The sequence below is a fragment of the Sphingomonas sp. SP3 genome, from assembly GCF_058514305.1.
Genome location: NZ_JBZSOE010000001.1, coordinates 894,084 through 914,764 on the forward strand (window position 1 = coordinate 894,084; position 20,681 = coordinate 914,764).

23 protein-coding genes and 1 other RNA gene are annotated in these 20,681 nt (G+C 63.8%); 11 read left to right on the forward strand and 13 right to left on the reverse strand.

Annotated elements, in window-relative coordinates; all coding sequences use genetic code 11:
• Position 1: 1 nt before the first annotated feature.
• The gene (locus tag AC4K8G_RS04735; protein WP_491733021.1) at positions 2-598 is read right to left on the reverse strand and encodes a LemA family protein; all 597 of its coding nucleotides are present in this window, start codon (positions 596-598) and stop codon (positions 2-4) included.
• Between the two features lie 149 nt (positions 599-747).
• On the opposite strand from AC4K8G_RS04735, the gene mscL reads away from it, so the two are divergent.
• The gene (gene mscL, locus AC4K8G_RS04740; protein ID WP_491733022.1) at positions 748-1,170 is read left to right on the forward strand and encodes a large conductance mechanosensitive channel protein MscL; all 423 of its coding nucleotides are present in this window, start codon (positions 748-750) and stop codon (positions 1,168-1,170) included.
• Positions 1,171-1,174: 4 nt separating this feature from the next.
• Here mscL and AC4K8G_RS04745 read toward each other — a convergent pair whose 3' ends face one another.
• Positions 1,175-3,217: an amidohydrolase family protein gene (locus tag AC4K8G_RS04745; protein WP_491733023.1), complete on the reverse strand. Its 2,043-nt coding sequence runs from the start codon at positions 3,215-3,217 to the stop codon at positions 1,175-1,177.
• Positions 3,218-3,305: 88 nt separating this feature from the next.
• Positions 3,306-4,082 carry a hypothetical protein gene (locus AC4K8G_RS04750; protein WP_491733024.1) on the reverse strand — a complete coding sequence of 259 codons (777 nt, stop codon included), beginning with the start codon at positions 4,080-4,082 and terminating at the stop codon, positions 3,306-3,308.
• Between the two features lie 209 nt (positions 4,083-4,291).
• Between AC4K8G_RS04750 and AC4K8G_RS04755 the strand changes: the two genes are divergently transcribed.
• Complete coding sequence (locus tag AC4K8G_RS04755; protein WP_491733025.1) at positions 4,292-4,585, forward strand: glycine zipper 2TM domain-containing protein; 294 nt, start codon at positions 4,292-4,294, stop codon at positions 4,583-4,585.
• A 50-nt stretch (positions 4,586-4,635) separates the two neighbouring features.
• Here AC4K8G_RS04755 and ssrA read toward each other — a convergent pair.
• Positions 4,636-4,979, reverse strand: a transfer-messenger RNA (tmRNA) gene (ssrA, locus tag AC4K8G_RS04760).
• Positions 4,980-5,032: 53 nt separating this feature from the next.
• On the opposite strand from ssrA, the gene AC4K8G_RS04765 reads away from it, so the two are divergent.
• Both AC4K8G_RS04765 and AC4K8G_RS04770 read left to right on the forward strand, forming a co-directional pair.
• On the forward strand, positions 5,033-5,296 hold the full coding sequence (locus AC4K8G_RS04765) for a hypothetical protein (RefSeq protein ID WP_491733026.1): 264 nt from the start codon (positions 5,033-5,035) through the stop codon (positions 5,294-5,296).
• Between the two features lie 10 nt (positions 5,297-5,306).
• On the forward strand, positions 5,307-6,044 hold the full coding sequence (locus tag AC4K8G_RS04770; protein ID WP_491733027.1) for an NUDIX hydrolase: 738 nt from the start codon (positions 5,307-5,309) through the stop codon (positions 6,042-6,044).
• Positions 6,045-6,129: 85 nt separating this feature from the next.
• Here AC4K8G_RS04770 and AC4K8G_RS04775 read toward each other — a convergent pair whose 3' ends face one another.
• The 4 genes from AC4K8G_RS04775 to AC4K8G_RS04790 form a co-directional block, all read right to left on the reverse strand.
• Positions 6,130-6,396, reverse strand: coding sequence for an SWIB/MDM2 domain-containing protein (locus tag AC4K8G_RS04775; protein WP_491733028.1), 267 nt, complete (start codon positions 6,394-6,396; stop codon positions 6,130-6,132).
• A 76-nt stretch (positions 6,397-6,472) separates the two neighbouring features.
• Positions 6,473-7,303: an LD-carboxypeptidase gene (locus AC4K8G_RS04780; protein WP_491733029.1), complete on the reverse strand. Its 831-nt coding sequence runs from the start codon at positions 7,301-7,303 to the stop codon at positions 6,473-6,475.
• Positions 7,303-8,379 carry a 2OG-Fe(II) oxygenase family protein gene (locus AC4K8G_RS04785; RefSeq protein ID WP_491733030.1) on the reverse strand — a complete coding sequence of 359 codons (1,077 nt, stop codon included), beginning with the start codon at positions 8,377-8,379 and terminating at the stop codon, positions 7,303-7,305. Before AC4K8G_RS04785 ends, AC4K8G_RS04780 begins: the two co-directional genes overlap by 1 nt.
• Complete coding sequence (locus AC4K8G_RS04790) at positions 8,376-9,272, reverse strand: TSUP family transporter (protein WP_491733031.1); 897 nt, start codon at positions 9,270-9,272, stop codon at positions 8,376-8,378. The genes AC4K8G_RS04785 and AC4K8G_RS04790 overlap by 4 nt, the downstream gene beginning before the upstream one ends.
• Before the next feature lie 96 nt (positions 9,273-9,368).
• On the opposite strand from AC4K8G_RS04790, the gene AC4K8G_RS04795 reads away from it, so the two are divergent.
• The 3 genes from AC4K8G_RS04795 to AC4K8G_RS04805 are packed head-to-tail and all read left to right on the forward strand — an operon-like array spanning position 9,369 to position 13,070.
• Positions 9,369-11,075, forward strand: a complete 1,707-nt coding sequence (locus tag AC4K8G_RS04795) for an N-acyl-D-amino-acid deacylase family protein (RefSeq protein WP_491733032.1) — start codon at positions 9,369-9,371, stop codon at positions 11,073-11,075.
• Entirely contained in the window at positions 11,072-11,635 is a 564-nt protein-coding gene (locus AC4K8G_RS04800; protein WP_491733033.1) for a hypothetical protein, read from the forward strand. The genes AC4K8G_RS04795 and AC4K8G_RS04800 overlap by 4 nt, the downstream gene beginning before the upstream one ends.
• A gap of 37 nt (positions 11,636-11,672) precedes the next feature.
• The gene (locus AC4K8G_RS04805; RefSeq protein WP_491733034.1) at positions 11,673-13,070 is read left to right on the forward strand and encodes a UDP-N-acetylmuramate--L-alanine ligase; all 1,398 of its coding nucleotides are present in this window, start codon (positions 11,673-11,675) and stop codon (positions 13,068-13,070) included.
• Here AC4K8G_RS04805 and AC4K8G_RS04810 read toward each other — a convergent pair.
• Both AC4K8G_RS04810 and AC4K8G_RS04815 read right to left on the reverse strand, forming a co-directional pair.
• Positions 13,067-13,618, reverse strand: coding sequence for a P-loop NTPase family protein (locus AC4K8G_RS04810; protein ID WP_491733035.1), 552 nt, complete (start codon positions 13,616-13,618; stop codon positions 13,067-13,069). The genes AC4K8G_RS04805 and AC4K8G_RS04810 overlap by 4 nt on opposite strands.
• A gap of 195 nt (positions 13,619-13,813) precedes the next feature.
• On the reverse strand, positions 13,814-14,128 hold the full coding sequence (locus AC4K8G_RS04815; RefSeq protein WP_491733036.1) for a hypothetical protein: 315 nt from the start codon (positions 14,126-14,128) through the stop codon (positions 13,814-13,816).
• Positions 14,129-14,186: 58 nt separating this feature from the next.
• Between AC4K8G_RS04815 and AC4K8G_RS04820 the strand changes: the two genes are divergently transcribed.
• Both AC4K8G_RS04820 and AC4K8G_RS04825 read left to right on the forward strand, forming a co-directional pair.
• Positions 14,187-15,395, forward strand: a complete 1,209-nt coding sequence (locus AC4K8G_RS04820) for a sensor histidine kinase (protein WP_491733037.1) — start codon at positions 14,187-14,189, stop codon at positions 15,393-15,395.
• Positions 15,388-16,134 (forward strand): LytR/AlgR family response regulator transcription factor, encoded by a 747-nt coding sequence (locus AC4K8G_RS04825; protein WP_491733038.1) that lies wholly within the window; start codon positions 15,388-15,390, stop codon positions 16,132-16,134. Before AC4K8G_RS04820 ends, AC4K8G_RS04825 begins: the two co-directional genes overlap by 8 nt.
• A gap of 180 nt (positions 16,135-16,314) precedes the next feature.
• On the opposite strand, the gene AC4K8G_RS04830 is transcribed toward AC4K8G_RS04825, so the two are convergent.
• Both AC4K8G_RS04830 and AC4K8G_RS04835 read right to left on the reverse strand, forming a co-directional pair.
• Entirely contained in the window at positions 16,315-17,583 is a 1,269-nt protein-coding gene (locus AC4K8G_RS04830) for a dicarboxylate/amino acid:cation symporter (protein ID WP_491733039.1), read from the reverse strand.
• Positions 17,580-18,344 (reverse strand): class I SAM-dependent methyltransferase, encoded by a 765-nt coding sequence (locus AC4K8G_RS04835; RefSeq protein WP_491733040.1) that lies wholly within the window; start codon positions 18,342-18,344, stop codon positions 17,580-17,582. Before AC4K8G_RS04835 ends, AC4K8G_RS04830 begins: the two co-directional genes overlap by 4 nt.
• 264 nt (positions 18,345-18,608) lie before the next feature.
• Between AC4K8G_RS04835 and AC4K8G_RS04840 the strand changes: the two genes are divergently transcribed.
• Positions 18,609-19,067 (forward strand): ferritin-like domain-containing protein, encoded by a 459-nt coding sequence (locus tag AC4K8G_RS04840; RefSeq protein WP_491733041.1) that lies wholly within the window; start codon positions 18,609-18,611, stop codon positions 19,065-19,067.
• Between the two features lie 81 nt (positions 19,068-19,148).
• On the opposite strand, the gene AC4K8G_RS04845 is transcribed toward AC4K8G_RS04840, so the two are convergent.
• A complete protein-coding gene (locus tag AC4K8G_RS04845; RefSeq protein WP_491733042.1) occupies positions 19,149-19,814 on the reverse strand; it encodes a TetR/AcrR family transcriptional regulator in 666 nt (221 codons plus the stop codon).
• 144 nt (positions 19,815-19,958) lie between these two features.
• On the opposite strand from AC4K8G_RS04845, the gene AC4K8G_RS04850 reads away from it, so the two are divergent.
• Positions 19,959-20,681 carry a sterol desaturase family protein gene (locus AC4K8G_RS04850; protein ID WP_491733043.1) on the forward strand — a complete coding sequence of 241 codons (723 nt, stop codon included), beginning with the start codon at positions 19,959-19,961 and terminating at the stop codon, positions 20,679-20,681.

Sequence of the window (20,681 nt, forward strand, 5' to 3'; positions counted from 1 at the left end):
CTCAGCCGGCGTTGTTTGTGCCGAAATCGACCGTCGGCGCCTGTTGAGCGGACGAGGTCGCTTCGAACGGCACCTTGGGCTTGGCGCCGTAGAAGATCTTCGCACCGATAGCGTCGGGGAAAGTCCGGATCCGGGTGTTATAGGCCTGCACCGCATCGTTGTAGTCGCGGCGCGACGCGTTGATGCGATTCTCGGTCCCTTCGAGCTGGTCCTGGAGCGCGAGGAAGTTCTGGTTGGACTTCAGGTCCGGATAGGCTTCCTGCAGCCGCTGCAGGCTGAGCGTCACGCGATTCTGCGCATCGTTGAAGGCGTTCACCTTCTGTGGGTCGCTGAGGTCGCCCGGCGACAGCTTGATCTGCGTGGCGCTTGCGCGAGCCTGTGTAACCTCGATGAGCACGGTCTTTTCCTGCGTCGCATAGCCCTTCACCGTATTGACGAGGTTCGGGATCAGGTCGGCGCGGCGCTGGTAGTCGGCCTGGAGGTCTCCCCACTTTGCGTTGACCTGCTCCTCGGCGGTGGGAACGCTGTTGAGGCCGCAGCCGGCGAGGCTGAAAGCAGCAAGGGGTGCAAGCAATCCGAAACGACGAAGCGCGGTCATCAAGCCCTCCATAATGTGAGCGCATAACTAGATACGTGCCCCGTTCGTTTCAATATGCTGCCTTAAAACAGCAACACAGCGACGGGTTCACTTTCATTCCGGACGGCGCGCGCTACTCTTTGCAACGCGACGCAACAAAGGGGGATGCCGTGCTGAAAGAATTCCGCGCCTTCATCGCCAAGGGCAACGTTCTCGATCTCGCAGTGGCCGTGATCATCGGCGCTGCCTTCGCCAAGATCGTCACCAGCCTGACCGACGACATAATCATGCCGATCATCGGCAAGATTTTCGGCGGCTTGGATTTCACCAGCCATTTCATCCTGCTCGGACCAGTGCCCGCCGACTATCACGGATCGATGACGGACTATGCCGCCCTGAAAAAGGCCGGCGCGCCGGTCCTTGGCTGGGGATCGTTCCTGACCGAGGTCGTGAGCTTCGTCATCCTTGCCTTCATCATCTTCCTGATGATCAAGGCGGCGAGCAAGGCGATGCGCAAAGGTCCGGACGAGGCGGGCGGCCCGACCGAGGTCGAGCTGCTCACCCAGATCCGCGACGAGCTGAAGAAGCGCTAGCCGCTTACTTCGGCATTCCGCTGAGGCCGCTTGCCTCGCGCAGCGCCTGCGCGTCGAGCCGATAGCCGTCCTCGAACACGGTCACGACGTGGTGGAGGTTGTGCAGGTCCTTGGACACGTCCCCCTCGACCAGGATCACGTCGGCGGTCTTGCCCCTCGCGATTGAACCGGTGCGGTCGTCCATGCCAGTCATCCGGGCGGGAACAATCGTCGCCGTCTGCAACGCTTCGGCATTGGTCAGGCCGGCCTGCTGATAGAGCTCGAGCTCACGCACCAGCTCGAGGCCATAGCCGTCGGTACCCGCAACGATGCGGACTCCCGCCTTGTGCAGGCGCCCGACCAGCCCGACCATCTTGTCGAAGCTCCTCTTGAAGTCCTCACGGGTGAGGCCGTCGAACAAGGGATAGCCGCCGATCTTCCAGCCGCGAACCACCGCCGCTGGGGCAACGTCCACATAAGGCGCATATTCGGGCGAAATGCTGCTGCCGTCGGAGGTCAGCAGCGGCTCCCACACCGTCAAGGTAGGGTCGACGATCGTCCCGCGCTTCGACAGCTCGGCGTAAAACGCCCTCATCGCCGGGGAATCGAGATCGACATCCTTGCCATACTTGGCCGGCCCCTCGAGCCGCGCCGCGGTATTGGCCTTGTCGACGATCTCCTGCGGCATCGCCTGCATCATGATGAAGTTGATGTGCGTGACTTCGTCATAGCCCGCGCGCACGGCATCGAGCGGCCGCATGCCGGCGGGGATGTGACCGTGGACGTGAAGCCCGAGCTTGTGGGCTTCAGCGGCGCCAGGCGCGATCCAAGCCGGATTCATCGAGGTGTAGAATTTGACGCCCCACATGCCCGCGGCCTTGATCTTGTCGACCGCGGCAATGGTTTCTTCGGCGGAACTGACCGTCAGCGCCCCCTGGGCCGCCAGCGGATCCTTCCGATCGACGATCACCGAGATCTTTCCATCCGGGGCTATCAGGTCGCCAGCCGCGCGGCGCTTGAGGATGCTCTGCGCCTCATCGATCAATGTGCCGGGGCTGCGGTAATTGGTCATGCCGGTCGCGACGTTCTGGAGCGCGTTGAAATCGTCACCGCCGATATGCTGGTGCGAGTCCCACAGGCCCGGAAGGATGGTCTTGCCGCGCCCGTCGATCACGGTGGCGCCCGCCGGAGCCTTGATCGAGCCGGCCGGGCCAACCGCCGCGATCTTGCCGTCGGCGATCAGCACCGCGCGATCGGGCACATATTTTCCGGCAACCGAGTCGAACATCAGCACGTGATCGACGAGGGTCGGCGTGCGGTTCTCCGGGTTCAGGAACTTGTGCGCGATATCCTTGACCATCGCCGCCGTGGCCTGGTCCTGGATGTCCTTGAGCTTCGGGCCGGCGGCTTCATAGCCTTCGGGCAGAAGGGAGATGATCCCGGCATTGCCGAAATAATGGTTGTCGGCATCGAGCCACACCGGCGACGGGCTGAACCCGGTGCCGCGAATGAAGGCCAGTTTCACCGTCTTCGGCCCCTGCGGACCGTCGACCTGCACGCTCTGGTCGATAGTCAAGGTAGCGTGGCCGGTCGGCAGCAGGTCGATGCCCTTGTCACCCGCAGCGACGAAAGCCTCGACGTCCTTCTCACTCGCGAGATAGGGGCCGCCATATTGGTTGTAGCGCTTGGCTTCGAACGGGGCCGATCCTTCGTCGACGGCGGTCTTCCAGTGCGCGACGCCGTTCGCATCGACGCTGAAGTCCTCGGTCGCGTCACCCTGGTCGGTGTACCCTCGCACCGCGATCTTCGTCGGGCGGCCGTCCGCGCCGAGCACCATCACCTGATCGTCCTCGGTCACCCAGCCGCGAAGGGACTGCGACATGCGGTAGGCAATGCTTCCGTCCGGGAGCGTCCAGGACCAGACGTCGCCGTGCTTCCCCGCGACCGAGCTGATGGTGAAATGGCGCGCGCCCGGCGGCGGCGTCATCAGCTGCTCCTTGGTCGCTGGAGCGGCTGAGGCGATGGTGGCGGTTGCGGCCAGCAAAGCAGCCAAGACGGTACGGCGCATGAGAACTCCTCCCCCGGTTCGAAATCGCGCGCGACCGTGGCGACGCGAACGCGGCCGCGCAACTTAAGTTTCGACGAACGAGCCTGGACTACTGCAGGCGGACGAGTGCCTCGGGAATCTTGGTTGAGCCCGAACCAACGTCCCAATGGAGCTGGCGGCCCAGCGGATGCGCGGAGGGCCCGTCCTCGCTGTTGTTGGTCAGGATCTCGCCGTCGGTGATGATGGTGAAGCGGCCCTCCGCCTTGGATTGTGGCCCGTCGCCCATCTTCGATGCCGCTGCGGCGCCCGCGCGAGCGGCAATCGGCCCGGAACCGCCAGTCAGCGCCGGCGCGGTGACCAGGACCGAACCATCGTCGCGACGGCGGATGGCGATGAACGGAATGATGAGGTCGTTGTCGGGGAGTGCGGGGAAGATGAAGTCCTGCGTCGCGCGGCCTTCGAAATGATAGTCAACGTCGAACACGCCCTTCCCGCGATAGGTCGCGGACCGCCATCCGGCATATTTGGTCAGCTTGGCGGCGAAGGCGCGGTTGGACTCATCGTCGAGGCCAGGGAGCCCCATCGCTTTGGCCATGTCCTGATTTTCTTTGAGCTTGGCGGCGCTGCGCTGCTCATATTCGGTCTTCTGGGTGGCAACCTCCGCAGCGGTGCAGGGGCGATCCTTGTCATCGCTGTCTGTGCAGTGCGCGATGTCAGCGGACCAGGGTTTCGGCATGTCCTCGTCCGGCGGAAGCTGGATGACGATTTCGCCGCGGTAGTTGAGCGCGAAGCTGCCGTCGCGCTTCAGGGTCAGGTCCGACGCGAACTTTCCCGGCCCCCACAGGCACGAGGTCAGCAGCAATGGCGCCGCGATCGCGAAAGCCAACCTCGTCCAGGCCGCTCGGCTGCCCAATATCCCCATCTTTCGTCCCCTGCGCGCCGGATCCGATAAACATTGCGCATACCACGCCGGCTTCGTGTCGCCTCCATAACGACATTTCACCGTTAACGGGACAGGTCGCCGTTAACTGCCCCTTCCCTTTTGGCGCTGCGTCGATTCAGTCGCGCCACAGCTAAGAACAAGGGGAATATCCTGTGCGAAAGATCATGCTCATCCTGGCCGCGACCTCGCTCACCGTCCCGGTGATGCAAACGCCGGCGTCGGCGCGCGGCTATTATCATGGGAAAGTCTGGCGGGATTCACAGGGCCGCCTTCGCTGCCATCGCTCAAACGGAACGACGGGCCTGATCGTCGGTGCGGCGGGCGGTGCGCTGGTTGGCCGTGCGATCGACACGCACGGCGAGCGAGCCACCGGCACGATTCTTGGCGCCGTCGGCGGCGCACTCGTCGGCCGGGCGATCGACCGCAGCCGGATGGTCTGCCGCTAGTAGAGGAGGCGAAGTGGGGGACTTCTGTTGCCCGGCGTCCCCCGTGCCGCTGGAATCCCTTCTGTTGCCCGGCGGGGTCCGACCGCGCTTTAACCTTGTAACTTCAGTCCGTTAGGACGTTAGTTACGCAGCAATAGCGAGTGCTTCGTTATCGTTAGCACTTGTGTGAATGAGCCGTTGCGGTGGCTCAATCCGATCGGCAATCGCATCTTTATTGCACTCGTCGATCCTATTTCGCCCCCATCAACAACGCCCGCCCAAGCGGGGGCTGATGGTGGAGGCGCCGGGGTACTGCCCCCCGGGTCCGAAGTGCCTATTCCACGCAACAGTCTACCGACATAGCCGGTTGCCCGGCACGCCCTAGATAGGGATTTTGGGCGTGAATCTCAAGGAACGCCCTGATATGGCTGTCGTCGCAACCTTGCTCTCAATGGGGAAGAGAAACACATGAAAAGACTAGCTTTTGCTTTCGCCGGCGCCGCCGCTTTGTCGCTTGCCGGCTGCAACAGCAGCAATGAAGACCAGGTCAACAATGCCGAGCTCAACCAGCCGACAACGGACGAGCTCAATCAGGCGGCGAGCGATGCCGCCAACGATGCCGCCAACGCGGAGGCTGCCGCGCTTGGGCAGCAGGAGCAGCAGCTCAACGCTACCACCGACAGTGACGTAAGCCCGAGCGACGCGCAGGAGCAGAACGTCGCCGGCATGTAAGCCACGCTAGGTGACTGACGAGGCTATTCCCGCGGCGACATTGATCGTCGTCCGCGATGACGCCGACGGTCCCCAACTACTGATGGTCGAGCGCGCCGAGGGCATGGCATTTGCCGCCGGCGCGCTCGTTTTTCCGGGCGGCCGGATCGACGAAGCCGATCGGGCGATGGGTGGGACGCTGGGCCTAGACGCGGCCGCTGTTGCGGCGATCCGCGAGACCATCGAAGAGACGACGGTGCCGGTCGGCCTTGCGCCAGTCCCGGACGCTCACGGCGCGCTGGCGCTTCAGGCTGCGCTTGTTGCCGACCAGTCGTTTGCAGGCCTCCTCGACGAGAACGGCTTGCAACTCGACCTCGCGGGCCTAACGCCCTTCGCACGCTGGGTGCCGAAGTTCCACGCGGTGCGGCGGTTCGATACCCTGTTCTTCGTAGCTGAATGCCCGCCCGGCGACTGGCGGCCCCAGGTCATCGAGGGGGAGTGCGCGGGCGCCGAATGGGTCCGCGCCGCCGACGTGCTGGAGCGCGAGAAGCGCGGCGAAGCGCGGCTGATTTTCCCGACCAGGCGCACGCTCGAACGGCTCGCCCAGCACTCAAGCTTTGAGGAAATTCGCGCCGATGCGATGGCTCATCCGATCGAGCCGGTTACCCCTTGGGTCGAAGAACGTGACGGTGAGAAATTCATCACGATCCCGGGCCATCTCGGCTTTCCGGTGACGCAGGAGCGGCTCGACGGCCTCTGGCGCGGCTAACGCGACGCCCCGAGTCGCGAATTATCCACAAAAGAAAGGGGACCCGCCGAAGCGGATCCCCTCCTTATCTGGAACTCGCTGAATTCTACTTCAGGTGGTTCGACAGATGCTTGTTCATTTCGAACATGCTGACCCGGTCCTTGCCCCCAAAGACCTTCTTCAGCTTGTCGTCTGCAAGGATTTCCCGTTTGTTTTGCGGGTTTTGCAGATTGTTTTTGCGGATGTGGTCCCAAATCTTCGAAACCACTTGGCTGCGCGGCAGCGGCGAGCTGCCGGTGATTGCCGCGAGATCTGCTGACGGTTGAACCGGGCGGGCCAATCCGCCCCCTGCCTTACGTGCGCCTTGTGCCATCACGGCCCTCCTGTTGATGTCCCCCTTGGTAGAGCGCAACTCGAAGGCCCGCGCAAGGGCATTCGGGCAACATGGATCAGCTTTTCGGCGTACCGAACGGAACCACCCGATTTCGGGCGTCGTGGCCGATATCCGCCCGGCCGCCGAAGGGGATCCCCGAACGCTGGCACCAGTCGGCGACGATCGCCGTTTCGTTACTGCCGAATTCGATGTCGTTGGGCAGAATGTCCCCCACTCTTCCGAGCCTCAGCCGGCGCACCTTTCGGACGGCTGGTGTCGAGGTCAGGTGAAACATCGACCGGTCGATCGCGTAGAGGTGTTCGCTGACGTCCTCGATCAGCAGCTCGACGCCGGTGAAGTCGGGCTCGAGCGCGGTCCCAAGCAGGTTCGACAGCACCGTCAGGTTGAAGGCCATGGCGGGCCCCTGGAGCTCCGGTTCGAGCGCCGACGGATCGCGGCTGACGAGCCAATCCAGCGCGCGGTGCACCGCCTCAGGCCCGCCGGGCATCCCGTGATCGCCGCGGCGAAGCACATCCTGCGGCATCGGGCCCCAGGCGACGTCGAGCCCAGCCTTAAACATCCCGGCCAGCAGGAAGCCGGCGTCGCTATAGCCCAGGTAGTGCTTTCCAAGCGCAGCCTTGGGCAAATCTGCGAGCGCGGCCTCGGCGATGCGGTTGGAGCCGTAGCCGCCACGCGCGAACCACACCGCATCGACCGACGGATCGGCCATGACTTCCCGCAAAGCGGCCAGCCGCGCTTCGTCCGGCCCGGCGAAGTGGCCGTCGGTGAGGAAGCATTGCGGGTGAATGGCGAGCTCGCAGTCCTCGCGCTCCGCGACGATCGCCTCCACCGCTTCCGCGGCTTCGCGCTTCAACGTGCAGCTCGGGGCGACGACCGCGATGCGCACTATGAGGTCGCGCCATCCTCTACGGCATAATCGTCGCCGTAGAACTTGCTCGTGCTGCGCGTGTGGAAGGTGATCGCCTTGATCGGATCATATTTGGGCTCGCCAAGCCCGGGCAGCACTTCCAGCACTTCATCCTCCCACACGTAGACCGCCATCGGGAAGGAGACCCGCGCGGCCGAAAGGTGCGATCCGTCGCTGGGCTTACCGACGCGGTGGGTGGTCGATGGCAGCCGGTCGTTGGTGATCCGCTGCATATAATCGCCGGTGTTGATGATGATCGATCCCGGCGGCGCGCTCAGCCGTACCCACTTGCCGCTTCGGTGGTTCCACACCTGCAGGCCGTCGACCTTGCTCGCCGGCAGGATCGTGAACAGATCCACGTCCTCGTGCCCGAGCAGCCGTCCCGCGCCGGAATCGTCCTGCGCCGCGCTCATCGGCGGATAATAGTTCAGCCGCAGCCCGAAGTTCGTCTCGGTCAGCTTGCGATCATAGAGGTGCGGGTCGCAGCCGAGCCCCTGGAACATCGCCTGGGCAATCGGCTTGAACAATTGCTCATGCCCCAGGACCAGGCGGCGGAAATTGGGCTCGTAAGTCGCATCAGGCCAATAATCCCGTGGATCGAAAGGAACCGAGCGCTGTTGCGGAATATCGAACGCGCGGCGGCACCAGACCCAGCCTTCGACCAGGTCAGGATGGATGTCGCTCGTTTCCTCGATCGGAAAGTAGCCCTGACTGACCGATCCGAAACGCCCGGCGCGGAATCGCATCTTCTCCTCGAGCGGAGTCGAGGTGAACAGGTCGAGCGTCGCGTCGTGCATGTCGTCGTAGAGCGCGGTGTCGACGCCATGGCCGACCAGCACCGCAAAGCCGATTTCCTCGAGCGCCGCCCCGAACGCGGCCGCAAATTTCGCTTTGTCGCCGGCGTTGCCCTTCAGGAACGGTTCGAAGTCCAAAGTCGCGATGCGGTAATCGTCGTCGAACTCGTCGCCCTGGCCCTCGGCGAGCCGGTACGTATGCGGCTTGCTGACCTGGTCATAGCGCTCGAACTGGCGATTGAGGGCGTCGAGGTCGTTCATGACACCGCCAGCGGCGCCGTCGCGCCCTGGGCGCGATGGTCGCGATATCCCCGGATTGCCGCACGCGCCATCACGGCGGCGGTATAGAAGACGACGACGGCAATCACATAGCGAAGCACATCGACGTCCATCTGCTTGACGATCAGGGCCGCGACCAGCACCGCGGGAATGCCGCCGAGCGTCAGCCCGACGACGATCCGAAGGTCGATGTCGGGCACCTTGACGAACCGGATGCTCGATCCCGCGCCCATCAGCGATGCGCCCGACGCCATGATCGGAAAGCAATAATGCGGGTCCATTCCCATCAGGCTCAGGATCGCCAAAGTCGGCGCGTAATTGCCGACCCCGAAATTGGCGAGCAGCCCGAGGACGAAGCTGAGCACTATCGCAATGATCGTAAGCCCCGTCGGCAGGCTCGACGCGGTACCGCCAACCGGCATTGCGCCTGCGATCGCGAGCACGAACGCGATCCCGGCGAGCAGCAGGCCGATCGCGACCGTCAGCTGAACGATCCACGCCCTGGCGCGGACAACCAGCGGCGCACCGACCACTCCGCCAACCCCGGTTGCAACCGCGCCGCCGAACAGCAGCACCGGATCGACGCGAACCCCGAGCAGGATCAGGAAGATGATGCTCTCGACCATGGCCGGCGGAGTCAGGCCGGCGATCATCGTCGGCGGGATCAACCGGTCGGGAACCATCTTGCGGAACTTCATCCACGCGGTCGTCTGCGCAAACGAGCCGATGCCGAACGTGTCGAAGAAATTGACCACTGCGCCGAGGATCAACGCTTCGCCCGTTGGCGCGGCCCGGCGCGCGATCGCGGCGCGCGCCAGCACGGTGGCGTAGACGAGGATCGCCAAAGCAAGAGGGATAAGAAGAGCGATCAACATGTTCAGGTGGCCTCGATGCCTCGGTTAGTTGGTTTGGCTGTGGCGCATCGTTCATTCATAGTGCAGCTTCGCCGCTCATCTGGATAGGGGGCAGCAATGAAGAAGATCGCCGCGCTTACGATTGCCATCGCTGGCTTGTTCGCAAGCTCCGCGGCGCCGCCGCCCGCAAGCTACAGCCTGATCATTAGGGGCGGCACGATCTACGATGGTTCAGGTGGTACCCCGTACGTTGGAGATCTGGCGCTGCGTGGCGACAAGATCGCCTATGTCGGACCGCATGCCCCCGGCCGTGCGGCGCGGACCGTCGATGCCACCGGCAAAGCCGTGTCTCCCGGCTTCATCAACATGCTGAGCCAATCCCAGGAAAGCCTGATCGCGGACGGCACGGGCCTCAGCGAGACGGTGCAGGGCGTGACCCTGGAGGTGATGGGCGAAGGCGATTCCATGGGTCCGTGGAACCCGGAGATGAAGCGCCTCGCTGTCCAGCGGCAGGGTGACATCAAATATCCGATCCGCTGGACCACGCTTGGCCAATATCTCGAATATCTCCAGCGCAAGGGCGTGACCCCGAACGTCGCATCATTCGTCGGCGCGACGACGGTCCGCCGGCACGAGGTGGGTGAGAAGGACCTCGACCCGACCCCAGCCCAACTCAACCGCATGCGCATGCTCGTACGGCAGGCGATGAAGGAAGGCGCGATGGGGGTCGGATCGTCGCTCATTTACGCGCCGGCAAGCTACGCCGAAACGCCTGAGCTGGTCGCGATCACCAAGGAAGCCGCGAAGTGCGGCGGCATGTACATCAGCCACATGCGGTCGGAGGGTAACAAGTTCTTGGAGGCGATCGACGAGCTGATCCAGATCAGCCGCGAGTCCGGCGCTGCCGCGGAAATCTATCACTTCAAACAGGGCGGCCAGGCCAACTGGAACAAGCTCGAGCCTGCCATCGCCAAGATCGAGGCGGCACGGGCCGGCGGCCAGCGGATCACCGCGAACATGTACACCTACCCCGCCGGCGCGACCGGCCTCGACGCGGCGATGCCGACCTGGGTCCAGTCGGGCGGCCTGGAAGACTGGATCAAGCGGCTGAAGGACCCCGCGACCCGAGCGAAGGTGGCGCAGGAGATGCGCACGCCGTCGAACGACTGGGAAAACCTGCTGCTGCTCGCCGGCAGCCCGGACCGGGTGCTGCTGATCGCCTTCAAGAATCCGAAGCTGAAGCCGCTTACCGGAAAGACGCTCGCCGAAGTCGCGAAGATGCGCGGCAAGAGCCCGGAAGAAACCGCGATGGACCTGGTGATCGAGGACGATAGCCGCGTCGGCACGGTCTATTTCCTGATGAGCGAGGACAATATCAAACACGAGGTCGCGCTGCCGTGGATGAGCTTCGGCTCCGACGAGCAGTCCGAGCGACCCGCGGGCGTATTCCTGAAGGCGAGCAGCCACCCGCGCGCCTATGGCAATTTCGTCCGCGTGCTGGCCGAATATGTGCGCAAGGATAAGGTCGCTGAGCTGCCCGACGCCATCCGGCGATTGAGTGCCCTCCCCGCAACTAACCTGGGCCTCAAGCAACGCGGCATGCTCAAGGCCGGCTATTTTGGCGACGTGGTCGTGTTCGATCCGGCCACGGTCCAGGACCATGCGACGTTCGAGAAGCCGAAGCAGCTCGCGACCGGCGTCGACGACGTCTTCGTCAACGGCGTCCAGGTGCTCAAGGACGGCAAGCATACCGGCGCGAAACCCGGGCGCGTGGTCCGTGGCCCCGGCTGGACCGGCTGGCCGGGCGGGGGTGCCTGCAAGTGAGGCCGCTCGCCGCAGCATTCGTGGTGCTCGCGGCGCTGGCCTGCCTCGGCGCCTCACCCGGGGCGCGAACGATCCCCCATCCCGGCGGTGGCCCCGCCCTGATCGTTCCGGCCGGAAGCCCGGTGCGCTTCGCCGGGTTCGACAAGAACGGCGTGGCGCACTTCAAGGGCCGCTTCCAGCTCAACGGCAATTACACCTACGGCTGCCGCATCGATTGCGAGGAGCCGCCGATCCCCGGCGACAATCTTGAGCTCAACCTGCTCCCTGATCCGTCGCTGACGAAGCGAATGCCGCACTGGCAGGATCGCGGCGATGACATGGTCATCGAATTGACCGCGACCTCGAAGCAGTTGGCCGCCCTCGCGACCCGCGCTCAGGTCGCGGCGCTCCGCTCCGGCAAGCTCGACGAGGTGCGCGGCCACATCGTGGTCACCGCCGACGATTTCGTGGCCGACTTCGGTTGCGACTACAGCCCTTACTATGCGGCGCGGGTTGTCGCGCTGTCCAAGCCGCCGACCCTGGCCAAACTCGACATCAAAGGCGATTTCGGCTGCGCCTGAACTAGCCAAGCCGCGGCGCGCCCAATAGGGCGCTCGGATGATTGATTCTCCGGTTTTCTTCAGCGGTATCGGCGGCAGCGGGATGCTTCCGCTCGCCTCGATCGTGCGCGCGTCCGGCGCCCGGGTCGCAGGCTCCGATCGATCGCTCGACGCGGGGCGGACGCCGCACAAGTTCGACTATCTCCGCTCGCTCGGCATCCAGCTTTTCCCGCAGGACGGGTCGGGCCTCCAGGAAGGCATGACGCTTGTGACCTCGGCGGCCGTCGAACCGACGGTGCCGGATGTCGTGCGCGCCAAAGAGCTGCGGTTGACCCACCTCACCCGTCCGCAATTTCTCGCGAATCTTTTGAACGACGCGCAGCGCAGCGTCGCGGTCGGCGGTACCAGCGGCAAATCAACCGTGACCGGCATGATCGGCTGGATCCTTCACGCCTGCCATCGCCGGCCGACGGTGATGAATGGCGCAGTGATGAAGAACTTCGTGACGCCATCGGCTCCGTTCGCAAGCGCCCTTGTCGGCGATCCCGAACTGTTCGTCAGCGAGGTCGACGAGAGTGACGGCTCGATCGCACTCTATCGGCCGGAGATCGCGGTTCTCACTAACATCAGCCTAGACCACAAGGAGATGGACGAGCTTCGACAGCTGTTCGCGCATTTCCTTAACGTCTCGCGGCGCGCGGTACTCAATCTCGACGATCCGGAGACGCGTGCGCTGTCGGAAGCGATCCCGGCGGACAAGGTGATCGGTTACGGGTTCGACGCGCCCGGCGCCGATTTCATGGGCAAGGACCTGCAGCACCAGCCGGGCGGGGTGACGTTCGCCATCGAAGCCGAGGGTGAGCGTCACGACGTGAGCCTCCGGGTGCCCGGCCGCCACAATGCGTCGAATGCGCTTGCGGCGATCGCCGCCACGCGCTCACTGGGCATCAGAATCGAGGATGCAGCCAACGCGCTTGCTCGCTTCGAGGGGCTCAAGCGCCGCCTGGAAACGGTCGGCGAGACGGCTGGCGTCATCGTCATCGACGACTTCGCCCACAACCCCGACAAGATCGACGCTTCGCTGGCGACGCTTCGCGCGCAGCCGGGGCGGTTGCTGATCATGTTCCAGCCGCATGGCTATGGCCCGCTGGCCAAGATGGGTGAGCAGCTCGCCGACAGCATCGCGAAAGGCGTGGCGCCGGGCGACCGGCTGTACCTCCCGGACCCCGTCTACCAGGGTGGAACGACGGAACGCGTGCGGGGGAGCGATTGGCTCGCCGCCGAGGTGAACGAGCGTGGTGGCACCGCCGAGCATATTCCGGAACGCGCCAAGATCGGCGACGCGCTTATCGCTGAAGCGAAAGCAGGCGATCGGATCGTGATCATGGGTGCGCGCGACGACACGCTGATCGATTTCGCGCTCAGCTTGGTCGAGCGCCTCGCAACTAGAGCTTAGGCGGCAGCCTTCAGGTCGACCTTCTCGACCCACTCCGGCCAGAACACCGGCTCGCGGCTCGACCAGCCGGGCGCTGTTGCCGCGCTCTCGCTGATCGACTGGAGCAGGATCCGGCGCCGGTCCGGGTGAAGATGCGGAAGCGCGGCGGCCGAGCAGAATGCCGCCGGCAGCCACGGCCGCGCCGCGGCGCCGATAAGGCGCTCGTAAAGGAAGCGGTAGGCGGCAAAGTTCAGCAGCCGGTCCTGGCCGAGGTCGAACGCCGACAGGGTAATCAGCATGCCGATGAACGGCTCGATCATATCGAGGCCGCTATCGTCCGGCACCTGCAGGCGCAGGTGGTCAAGCTGCTTGTAAAGGCGGGCCTGAGCGCGGATCGAGGCGGCTTCGCCTTCATCGCGGGCCCAGCATTCCATCGCATCGCGGCGACCATAAGCCACATCGAGCGACCGGCGGATGTAACGCTGCGTAGCCTTCGGAAAGCTCGCAAACTCTTTCATCTCCGAGATCAGCATCGCGCCGCTTGCCGGCTGGCTGGTCCGCGTAATCATGTCCCGACTCCTCTTGCCCTAGGCGGGATCATGCGGCTGGTTTGGTTTCCAAGGACTTAACCACAATCCCACCCCCCATTCAGATTGAATCAGAGGGGAGTCACCGCGTCTAGGCCAGAAATTGACCTGAGCAGGGAAAACTGTGGATTGTTGATTTATTGCAACGGCGTCGCGTTTTTGTGACGGTTACGTAACCTAGTCCGGAAATCCGGACGACGGGACTGGGTCGTCATTTTGCCCCGGCTGTGCTGCCGCCGGCGGATCGGACGCATCCATCGATTCATCGCTACCGACATCGACCTTGGCGTCCTGATCTTCGGGGTTCTTCTTCAGCTTCTGCTCGAGCTCGCGCTCTGGACCCCGCGGCAGGGTCGGTGGCGGCGCGTTTGTAGCTTTTCCATCATTCACAGCGCGATCTCCATCGCCTACCATTGCCGCGGTGTAACGAGGGGGGACCGCCTGCGTTCCGCGTGCCAGGGTTTCGACCGGATGCGGCGAAGCTTCTGCCAATGGGCAAGTGGCGGTTTTCGCGGGGGGAAATTTGGGACAAGACACACCTACGATGTTCATGATTGCACCACCCGCGGCGCGGACTCGGTTCGCCGACTGGCCGTTCGCGGTAAAATCCATTCTCGGCTTCTGGTTCTTTTACGTGCTGACGGTCGTCGCCCGAGCGTCGCTCGGGACGGATCCGTGGACCACGCTCGAGAACAAGCTCGCGGTGATCGGGATCGGCATCCTGCTCACCGGCCTCATCTATCTGGCGATCACGACGCTTGGCGCGCGGGCCAACATCCGGCGCAAGGCGATCATCGCCGCAGCGACGTCGACCGTTGCGTCGATCGCGATGGGCGGCACTTTGATCTTGATCGACGATCTATTCCGCGAGAGTCGTGAGGAATTCCGCTTCCAGGCGCGCGAGGGCTTCACGGTCATCGAGAAGGGCCAGACGGTGCGGATCGAGCGCACCTCGCAAGAGCCTTTGGTCCTGACCATGCCCAAGATGGGCGAACTCGATCCGATGAAGCGCATTCGCTACGGCGCCGACGCTGCCGTCGTGTGGCTTTTCTTCTTCCTCGCGTGGAGCGCCTTCTACCTTGCCAATCAAGCGCAGGCGGAGGCCTTGGGTGCGCAGCGGCGGTTAGCGGATGCCGAGAGCGCCGCCCAGGCTGCGCAGGTCAGGGCGCTCCGCTACCAGGTCAACCCGCACTTCCTGTTCAACACGCTAAACTCACTGTCGTCGCTGGTGATGACCGGGCGTACCGACCGTGCCGAGAACATGCTGCTGGCGCTTTCGACCTTCTTCCGCACGAGCCTTTCCCTCGATCCCAGTGCCGACGTAACCCTGGCGGAAGAAATCGACCTGCAGCGGCTGTATCTCGACATCGAGAAGGCGCGCTTCCCGGACCGGCTTCACGTCGAGATCGACGTGCCCGATGCGCTCCAGCAGGCAAGGCTCCCCGCCCTCCTGCTGCAGCCGATCGTCGAGAATGCGATCAAGTACGGCGTGTCGAAGAGCCGCAAGGCCGTCGTCATTCGCATTGCAGCGCAGCCCACCGCGGACGGCCGGATGAACCTGGAGATCAGCAACAAGCTGAAGCATGGCGGCAAGGACGAGCTTCCGGCCGCGACGCACGAAGGCACCGGCCTTGGCCTGACCAATGTCTGCCAGCGCCTCGAAGCGCGCTTTGGCGGCCGGTCCAGCTGCCGCTTCGGCCCGATGACAGGCGGCGGGTACAAGGTCGCCCTGACTTTGCCGATCGAGTCCGATGACTGAACCGCGCGCGCTCCGCGTTCTTATTGCAGACGATGAGCCGCTCGCAGCCGAGCGGCTGCAGCTTCTGCTCGCGAAGGCCGAGGGCGCGCAGCTTGTCGGGACGGCCAGCGACGGAGACAGCGCCATCAACCTGACTGAAGCGCTGTCCCCAGACGTCCTGCTGCTCGACATCGCCATGCCTGGCCTGGACGGAATAGGCGTCGCCCGCGCGCTCGCCGGGCTTGTCCCCTCGCCCGCTGTCGTGTTCGTTACCGCGTTCGACCAATTCGCCGTCGCCGCCTTTGAAGTCGAGGCGGTCGACTATCTGATGAAACCGGTCGATCCGGTCCGGCTCCAGCGGGCCCTCGATCGCGCCCACGGCTACCTCCAGAACCGCACGGGCGACCGCGCGCCGGGCAAGACGTCACAGTGGCTCGAGGAGTTTTGGGCATCGGATCTTTCAGGGTTGGTTCGCATCGCGTCTAAGGACGTCGACCGCGTCTCGGCCGAGCGCGATTACATGCGCCTGCACGTGGGCCGGCGCAGCTGGCTCATCCATCACTCGATGGCGGCGCTGGAGGAAGGGCTCGATCCCGAAATGTTCGTTCGCCTCCATCGCTCCGCGATTGTCCGCAAGGATTTCATCACTGGCTTCACCCGCAACCCTTCCGGCAGGTGGATCGCACGCCTGGCCGACGGCGAGGAACAGCCGGTCGGCCGCCTTTATTCGGACCGGGTGAGGGCCATCGCTGGTCGATAGAAGTGCGACGCGGGACTGGGGAATTGTGAGGGGACACAAACGGCCCCGCGTCGCGGAGGACCGTTTGAACGCCGAAAGAGCCCAAGTCGCGCGGTTATCGACCGCCGCTGTCCAAAAGTCGGCGCGCGGACGAAAGGCAGGAGCTAATCGTCCAACGGACGGGCTGCGCTAAGCCGCGGTTCAGGATGCGGGGGCCGTCCGCGTCCTTCGATCGACGATCATCGTCACGGTGATGTCGTGCCAGACGTTGCCGACGGTCCGGAAGATGTCAGGGATCATTTCAACCGCGACGAGCAGCGCGAGCGGCGCAATCGGTACCCCAAGCGCCAAGGCGATGGGTGCGATCGAGCTGATGAAACTGACTTCGCCCGGCAGGCTGACCGCGCCGTAGCTCATCACCGCGCCGACCGCGGTGGCGGCGATCATCTGGGCAATGCTCGGCTCGAACCCGATCCAGTGGGCGACGTAAAAGGCAACGGCCGTGTTCATCGCGGGCCCAGTCGCGCGGAACAACGCCACCGCGATCGGCAGGGTCACGTCGGCGACCTCGTCACGCGCGCCCATCGATTTGACCGAGGTCAGCATCGCAGGAAGCGAGGCGAGCGAAGAGCGGGTCGATATCGCAACGGCAGTTGGAGCGACTAGGCCACGCGAATATTGCGCAGGCCCGATCCGGGCCCAGATCATCGCCATTGGATAGCAGGCAAGCGTCACCACGATGCCGATGACCGAGATCACCACGACATAATGGCCAAGGCCGGCGAATGCCGATCCGCCGGCAGCCGATCCAACGGTGTAAGCCAGCGCCAGGACGCCGAGCGGCGCAACCCATAATACCCAGTTGATGATCACCAGCAGCGCGTCGGCAATCGCCTCGAACAGGCCAACGATCGACTTACGACCGGGCGCCGAAATGTAGCCGAGGGCAAGCGCGAACAGCACCGAGAAGACCACCAGCGGCAGGACGTCGCCATTGGCGGCCGACGCAAAGATGTTTTCAGGGATGACGCCTTTGAAGAAATCCGCGATTCCAGGCAGCGGCCCGGATGCCGTTTGCTCGACCCCGGCAAGCGCCGTCTGGAGCCCCTGCGCCGTTTCACGCGCGAGGGGGAACAGCTTCGTCAGCACCATCACCATGATCGCGCCGAAGATCGCGGAGGAAGTGCAAATGATCACCATCCACAGGACCGATCGCGCGGCAATCCGGCCGGCCGCGGCGGCCTCGCTGCTCTTGGCGATCCCGACAACGAGCAAGGTGACCACTAGCGGAATGACGGTCATCTTGAGCGCGTTCAGCCACAGAGCGCCGACGAAACTCGCCACGCTGACTACCTGTTGAGACCCGGCGATTGCGCCGAGCCCCAGGCCAACGAGCAGGGCGGCGAGCGCATAATAAGCCCTGAAGCTCGGCCCCTTTGAAGGGGGTCGCTTCGCCGCCCGCGCGCTCAACGCGGCTTCCTGAACTTGAAGATCGCCCGGTCGGTTTGTCCTTTGATCTTGGGGTCGAAGACCATCAACGTGTGATCGTCCGCAGGATTACGCAGGAAGTTGCGGGTCCCGACAACCTTGAATCCAGCCTTGGTAAAGTCGGCTTCGATCACGTCGGGATCGATCCGGTGATATTTCTCGACGGTGGCGCGCGTGTCGCCATTCGGGCTGGCGACATGGTCGATCACGCCGATCACCGCACCTGGCTTCATCGCGGCATAGACCGCCTTCAGGAATGCCTGCGGGTCCATCCGCGGAATGCCGTACTTGGCGCTTTCCCAATAGACGTCATGATAATTGAGATTGAGCATGACGAAGTCGGCCGAGTTCTTCGGCAGCGAGATGGCTTCGAACGGCGTGTTCACCATCGCCACATTGCGGTTCTTCGCCTTGAACGCGGCAAACGCCTTCTTCGACTCAGCGTCGGTGAACTGGGTCGGCTCCCACACCAGCACATGGCCCTTGGGACCAACGACCGGCGCCATGATCTCGGCCCAGTAGCGGTTGCCGCCGAACAGATCGATCGCGCTCATGCCCCGCTTAAGGCCGAGATAGTCGAGGACTTCAGTGGGCTTGCGCGATTCGTCCAGCTTGACGTTGTCAGCGGTTCGCGAAGAAGAAGCCACCGCTCCTGCAATGGTCGTCGGTGCGGCGGCAGCGCTGATCGATAGCGGCGCCGCGGTCAGTGCGAGAGCAAGTGCGAAATGGCGGAATCTAGGCATCTGAAAGTCCCCCTTTGGATTGCTTCGCCGCGGCTGCGCTTCGCGCAATCCGCCGAACAAGCCGCGTTTCGACCAACCGGCAACTTGGCGCGACCGGCGCTCTCGCGCTAGCCCCTCTATTCCGATTGTCATCGCAGGGCGGTTACACCCTTCCGAGCCGCTGTTCCGCGACAAAATCACTGAAAATTCGGTCAGGCTCGGCATCGGCTCGCCCCTTCGAGCGTTCCTCACCCGCATCAATTCAACATTTGCGGGAGTAATCGCATGACGGAACATTCAACCCAGATCAGCACGCTCAACACGCTGATCGCCACGACCATCGACAGCATCACCGGTTATGAGGACGCGGCTGCGAACAGCGAATCCGGCCGTTTCCAGGAGATGTTCCGTGACCGGGCGAGCGAGCGCCAGCGCGTTGTCGAACAGCTCCGCGGCGAAGTCACCCGCCTCGGCGGCAATCCAGAGGACGACGGCTCGTTCATGGGCAAGACCCATCAGCGCTTCCTCGACCTCAAAGCCGCGATCACCGGCCGCGACGAGAAGGCCATCATCAACGAGGTCGAGCGCGGCGAGGATTATCTCAAGGAGAAGTTCGAAACTGCGCTGAACGGCGACACGCTGAGCGGCGAATGCCGCGCGGCGGTAGAGCAAGCCTATCAGTCGGTCCGCGAAGGCCACGACCAGATGAGCCAGCTGAAGCACGGCATGGAGGCTTCGGCCTAACGAGACTCACCACCTCGACAGATCGGGGTGGGGCACGGGGCGGTTCTCAGGCCAGCAGGACCGCCCCGATTGCTGTCTGCGTCAAGCGCCGAACAGCAGCTTCACGTGATTGCGAAACAGCCGCGTTTGCTTGCCCATCAGCGCCCGGTCCTGGAGCGCTTTCGCATAGATGATCGCACCCTCGACGATGATCGTCAGATGGTCGGACAAGGCATCGAGGTCGACATCCGAGCGCGGCGGGTACCGTTCCGAGATGCCTTCGAACCAGGCGCGAAACCGCGCCCGCATGCCCTCGAGATAATCGACGTTCATCTGCTTCATCCGGGCATCGAACAACCGCTCCTGGTAAGTCACCGTCGCAACCATGCAGCCGGGATGGAGCGCTTCCATGTCGTCCATCATCTGCGCGTATAGGTTGAGGAAGATCAGCAGGCTCTGGAGCGGGTCGTCGCTGAGCTCCCGGGCGCGATGCTCGAGCGTGTCGATGATCGCCTCATCCTCAGCGAGGAAGCGCTCGAACAGCTGCCGCGCCATGTCGTTCTTGTCACTGAAATGGTAGAAAAAGCCGCTCTTGGTGATGCCCGCGGCCTCGACCAGCTCCTCGACTGAAGTCGCCGCAAACCCCTTCTGGACGATCGCATCGTAAGCAATGTTGAGGATTCGCTCGCGAGTCCGCTCACCCTTTGTCCTGGGCGCGGACGACAACTGTACCGCAGGTCCAGTTTTCTCGATCAGCTTGTCGACCATCGCGCTTCGACCCCCATCGGCGATCGGCGCAAGCTACACGAAAGTCAGGAGAAATCCCAAGCTTCGCGAAAACCGACCGCGCGTTCGCTAGAGCTGCTATGGTACGCCCTCTATTTGCAGCGCCGCATCCTCAAGGGGGAAAGAATGATCGGCCTGTACCACTATATCGCGCTCGGCATGTTTGCCGGCTTCACGCTACTCGAGATCGTCCTGCACGGCCGCGACTTCCCGCCGATCGTGCGGTGGCGGCTACAGGGCGCCGCGTTCACTTTGCTCTACTTCGCTGTCGCTACTTATGCGCCGCTGTTTTGGGACGGTTGGCTCGGCGAGCATCGGCTGTTCGCGGCCGACACTCTTCCGCTGTGGGCACAGATTCTCGGTGGGTTCCTGGTACTGGAGCTCGGCATCTATGCCTGGCACCGGACGATGCACAACGTCACCTTCCTGTGGCGCTGGTTCCACCAGATGCATCATAGCCCGGAGCGCGTGGACATCTGGGGCGCGCTCTATTTCCATCCGTTCGATTCCATCGGCTGGGCATTCCTCGGAAGCCTGGCGCTGGTGCTGGGCTTCGGCGTGAGCGCGGACGCGGCCATCGTCATCAACGTGATCGCGACCTTCTATGGAATGTTCCAGCATCTGAACGTCCACACGCCCCATTGGATGGGCTACATTATCCAGCGGCCGGAAAGCCACTCCTGCCACCACGAGCGCGGGGTGCACGCCCGCAATTATTCCGACCTCCCGCTGTGGGACATCCTCTTCGGGACGTTTCACAACCCCAAGACATTCGATGGCGAAGTCGGCTTCTACGAAGGTGGATCGAAGAAGGTCGCGCCCCTTCTGATTGGCAAGCTGATCGCCTGA

What these genes read in the sequence shown, in the direction of transcription:
- AC4K8G_RS04825 (WP_491733038.1), top strand. Translation starts at nt 15,388, where the DNA reads ATGACTGAACCGCGCGCGCTCCGCGTTCTTATTGCAGACGATGAGCCG.
- AC4K8G_RS04850 (WP_491733043.1), top strand. Translation starts at nt 19,959, where the DNA reads ATGATCGGCCTGTACCACTATATCGCGCTCGGCATGTTTGCCGGCTTC.
- AC4K8G_RS04840 (WP_491733041.1), top strand. Translation starts at nt 18,609, where the DNA reads ATGACGGAACATTCAACCCAGATCAGCACGCTCAACACGCTGATCGCC.
- AC4K8G_RS04820 (WP_491733037.1), top strand. Translation starts at nt 14,187, where the DNA reads ATGATTGCACCACCCGCGGCGCGGACTCGGTTCGCCGACTGGCCGTTC.
- AC4K8G_RS04735 (WP_491733021.1), bottom strand. Translation starts at nt 598, where the DNA reads ATGACCGCGCTTCGTCGTTTCGGATTGCTTGCACCCCTTGCTGCTTTC.
- AC4K8G_RS04835 (WP_491733040.1), bottom strand. Translation starts at nt 18,344, where the DNA reads ATGCCTAGATTCCGCCATTTCGCACTTGCTCTCGCACTGACCGCGGCG.
- AC4K8G_RS04805 (WP_491733034.1), top strand. Translation starts at nt 11,673, where the DNA reads ATGATTGATTCTCCGGTTTTCTTCAGCGGTATCGGCGGCAGCGGGATG.
- AC4K8G_RS04775 (WP_491733028.1), bottom strand. Translation starts at nt 6,396, where the DNA reads ATGGCACAAGGCGCACGTAAGGCAGGGGGCGGATTGGCCCGCCCGGTT.
- AC4K8G_RS04785 (WP_491733030.1), bottom strand. Translation starts at nt 8,379, where the DNA reads ATGAACGACCTCGACGCCCTCAATCGCCAGTTCGAGCGCTATGACCAG.
- AC4K8G_RS04845 (WP_491733042.1), bottom strand. Translation starts at nt 19,814, where the DNA reads ATGGTCGACAAGCTGATCGAGAAAACTGGACCTGCGGTACAGTTGTCG.
- AC4K8G_RS04765 (WP_491733026.1), top strand. Translation starts at nt 5,033, where the DNA reads ATGAAAAGACTAGCTTTTGCTTTCGCCGGCGCCGCCGCTTTGTCGCTT.
- AC4K8G_RS04790 (WP_491733031.1), bottom strand. Translation starts at nt 9,272, where the DNA reads ATGTTGATCGCTCTTCTTATCCCTCTTGCTTTGGCGATCCTCGTCTAC.
- AC4K8G_RS04745 (WP_491733023.1), bottom strand. Translation starts at nt 3,217, where the DNA reads ATGCGCCGTACCGTCTTGGCTGCTTTGCTGGCCGCAACCGCCACCATC.
- AC4K8G_RS04810 (WP_491733035.1), bottom strand. Translation starts at nt 13,618, where the DNA reads ATGATTACGCGGACCAGCCAGCCGGCAAGCGGCGCGATGCTGATCTCG.
- AC4K8G_RS04795 (WP_491733032.1), top strand. Translation starts at nt 9,369, where the DNA reads ATGAAGAAGATCGCCGCGCTTACGATTGCCATCGCTGGCTTGTTCGCA.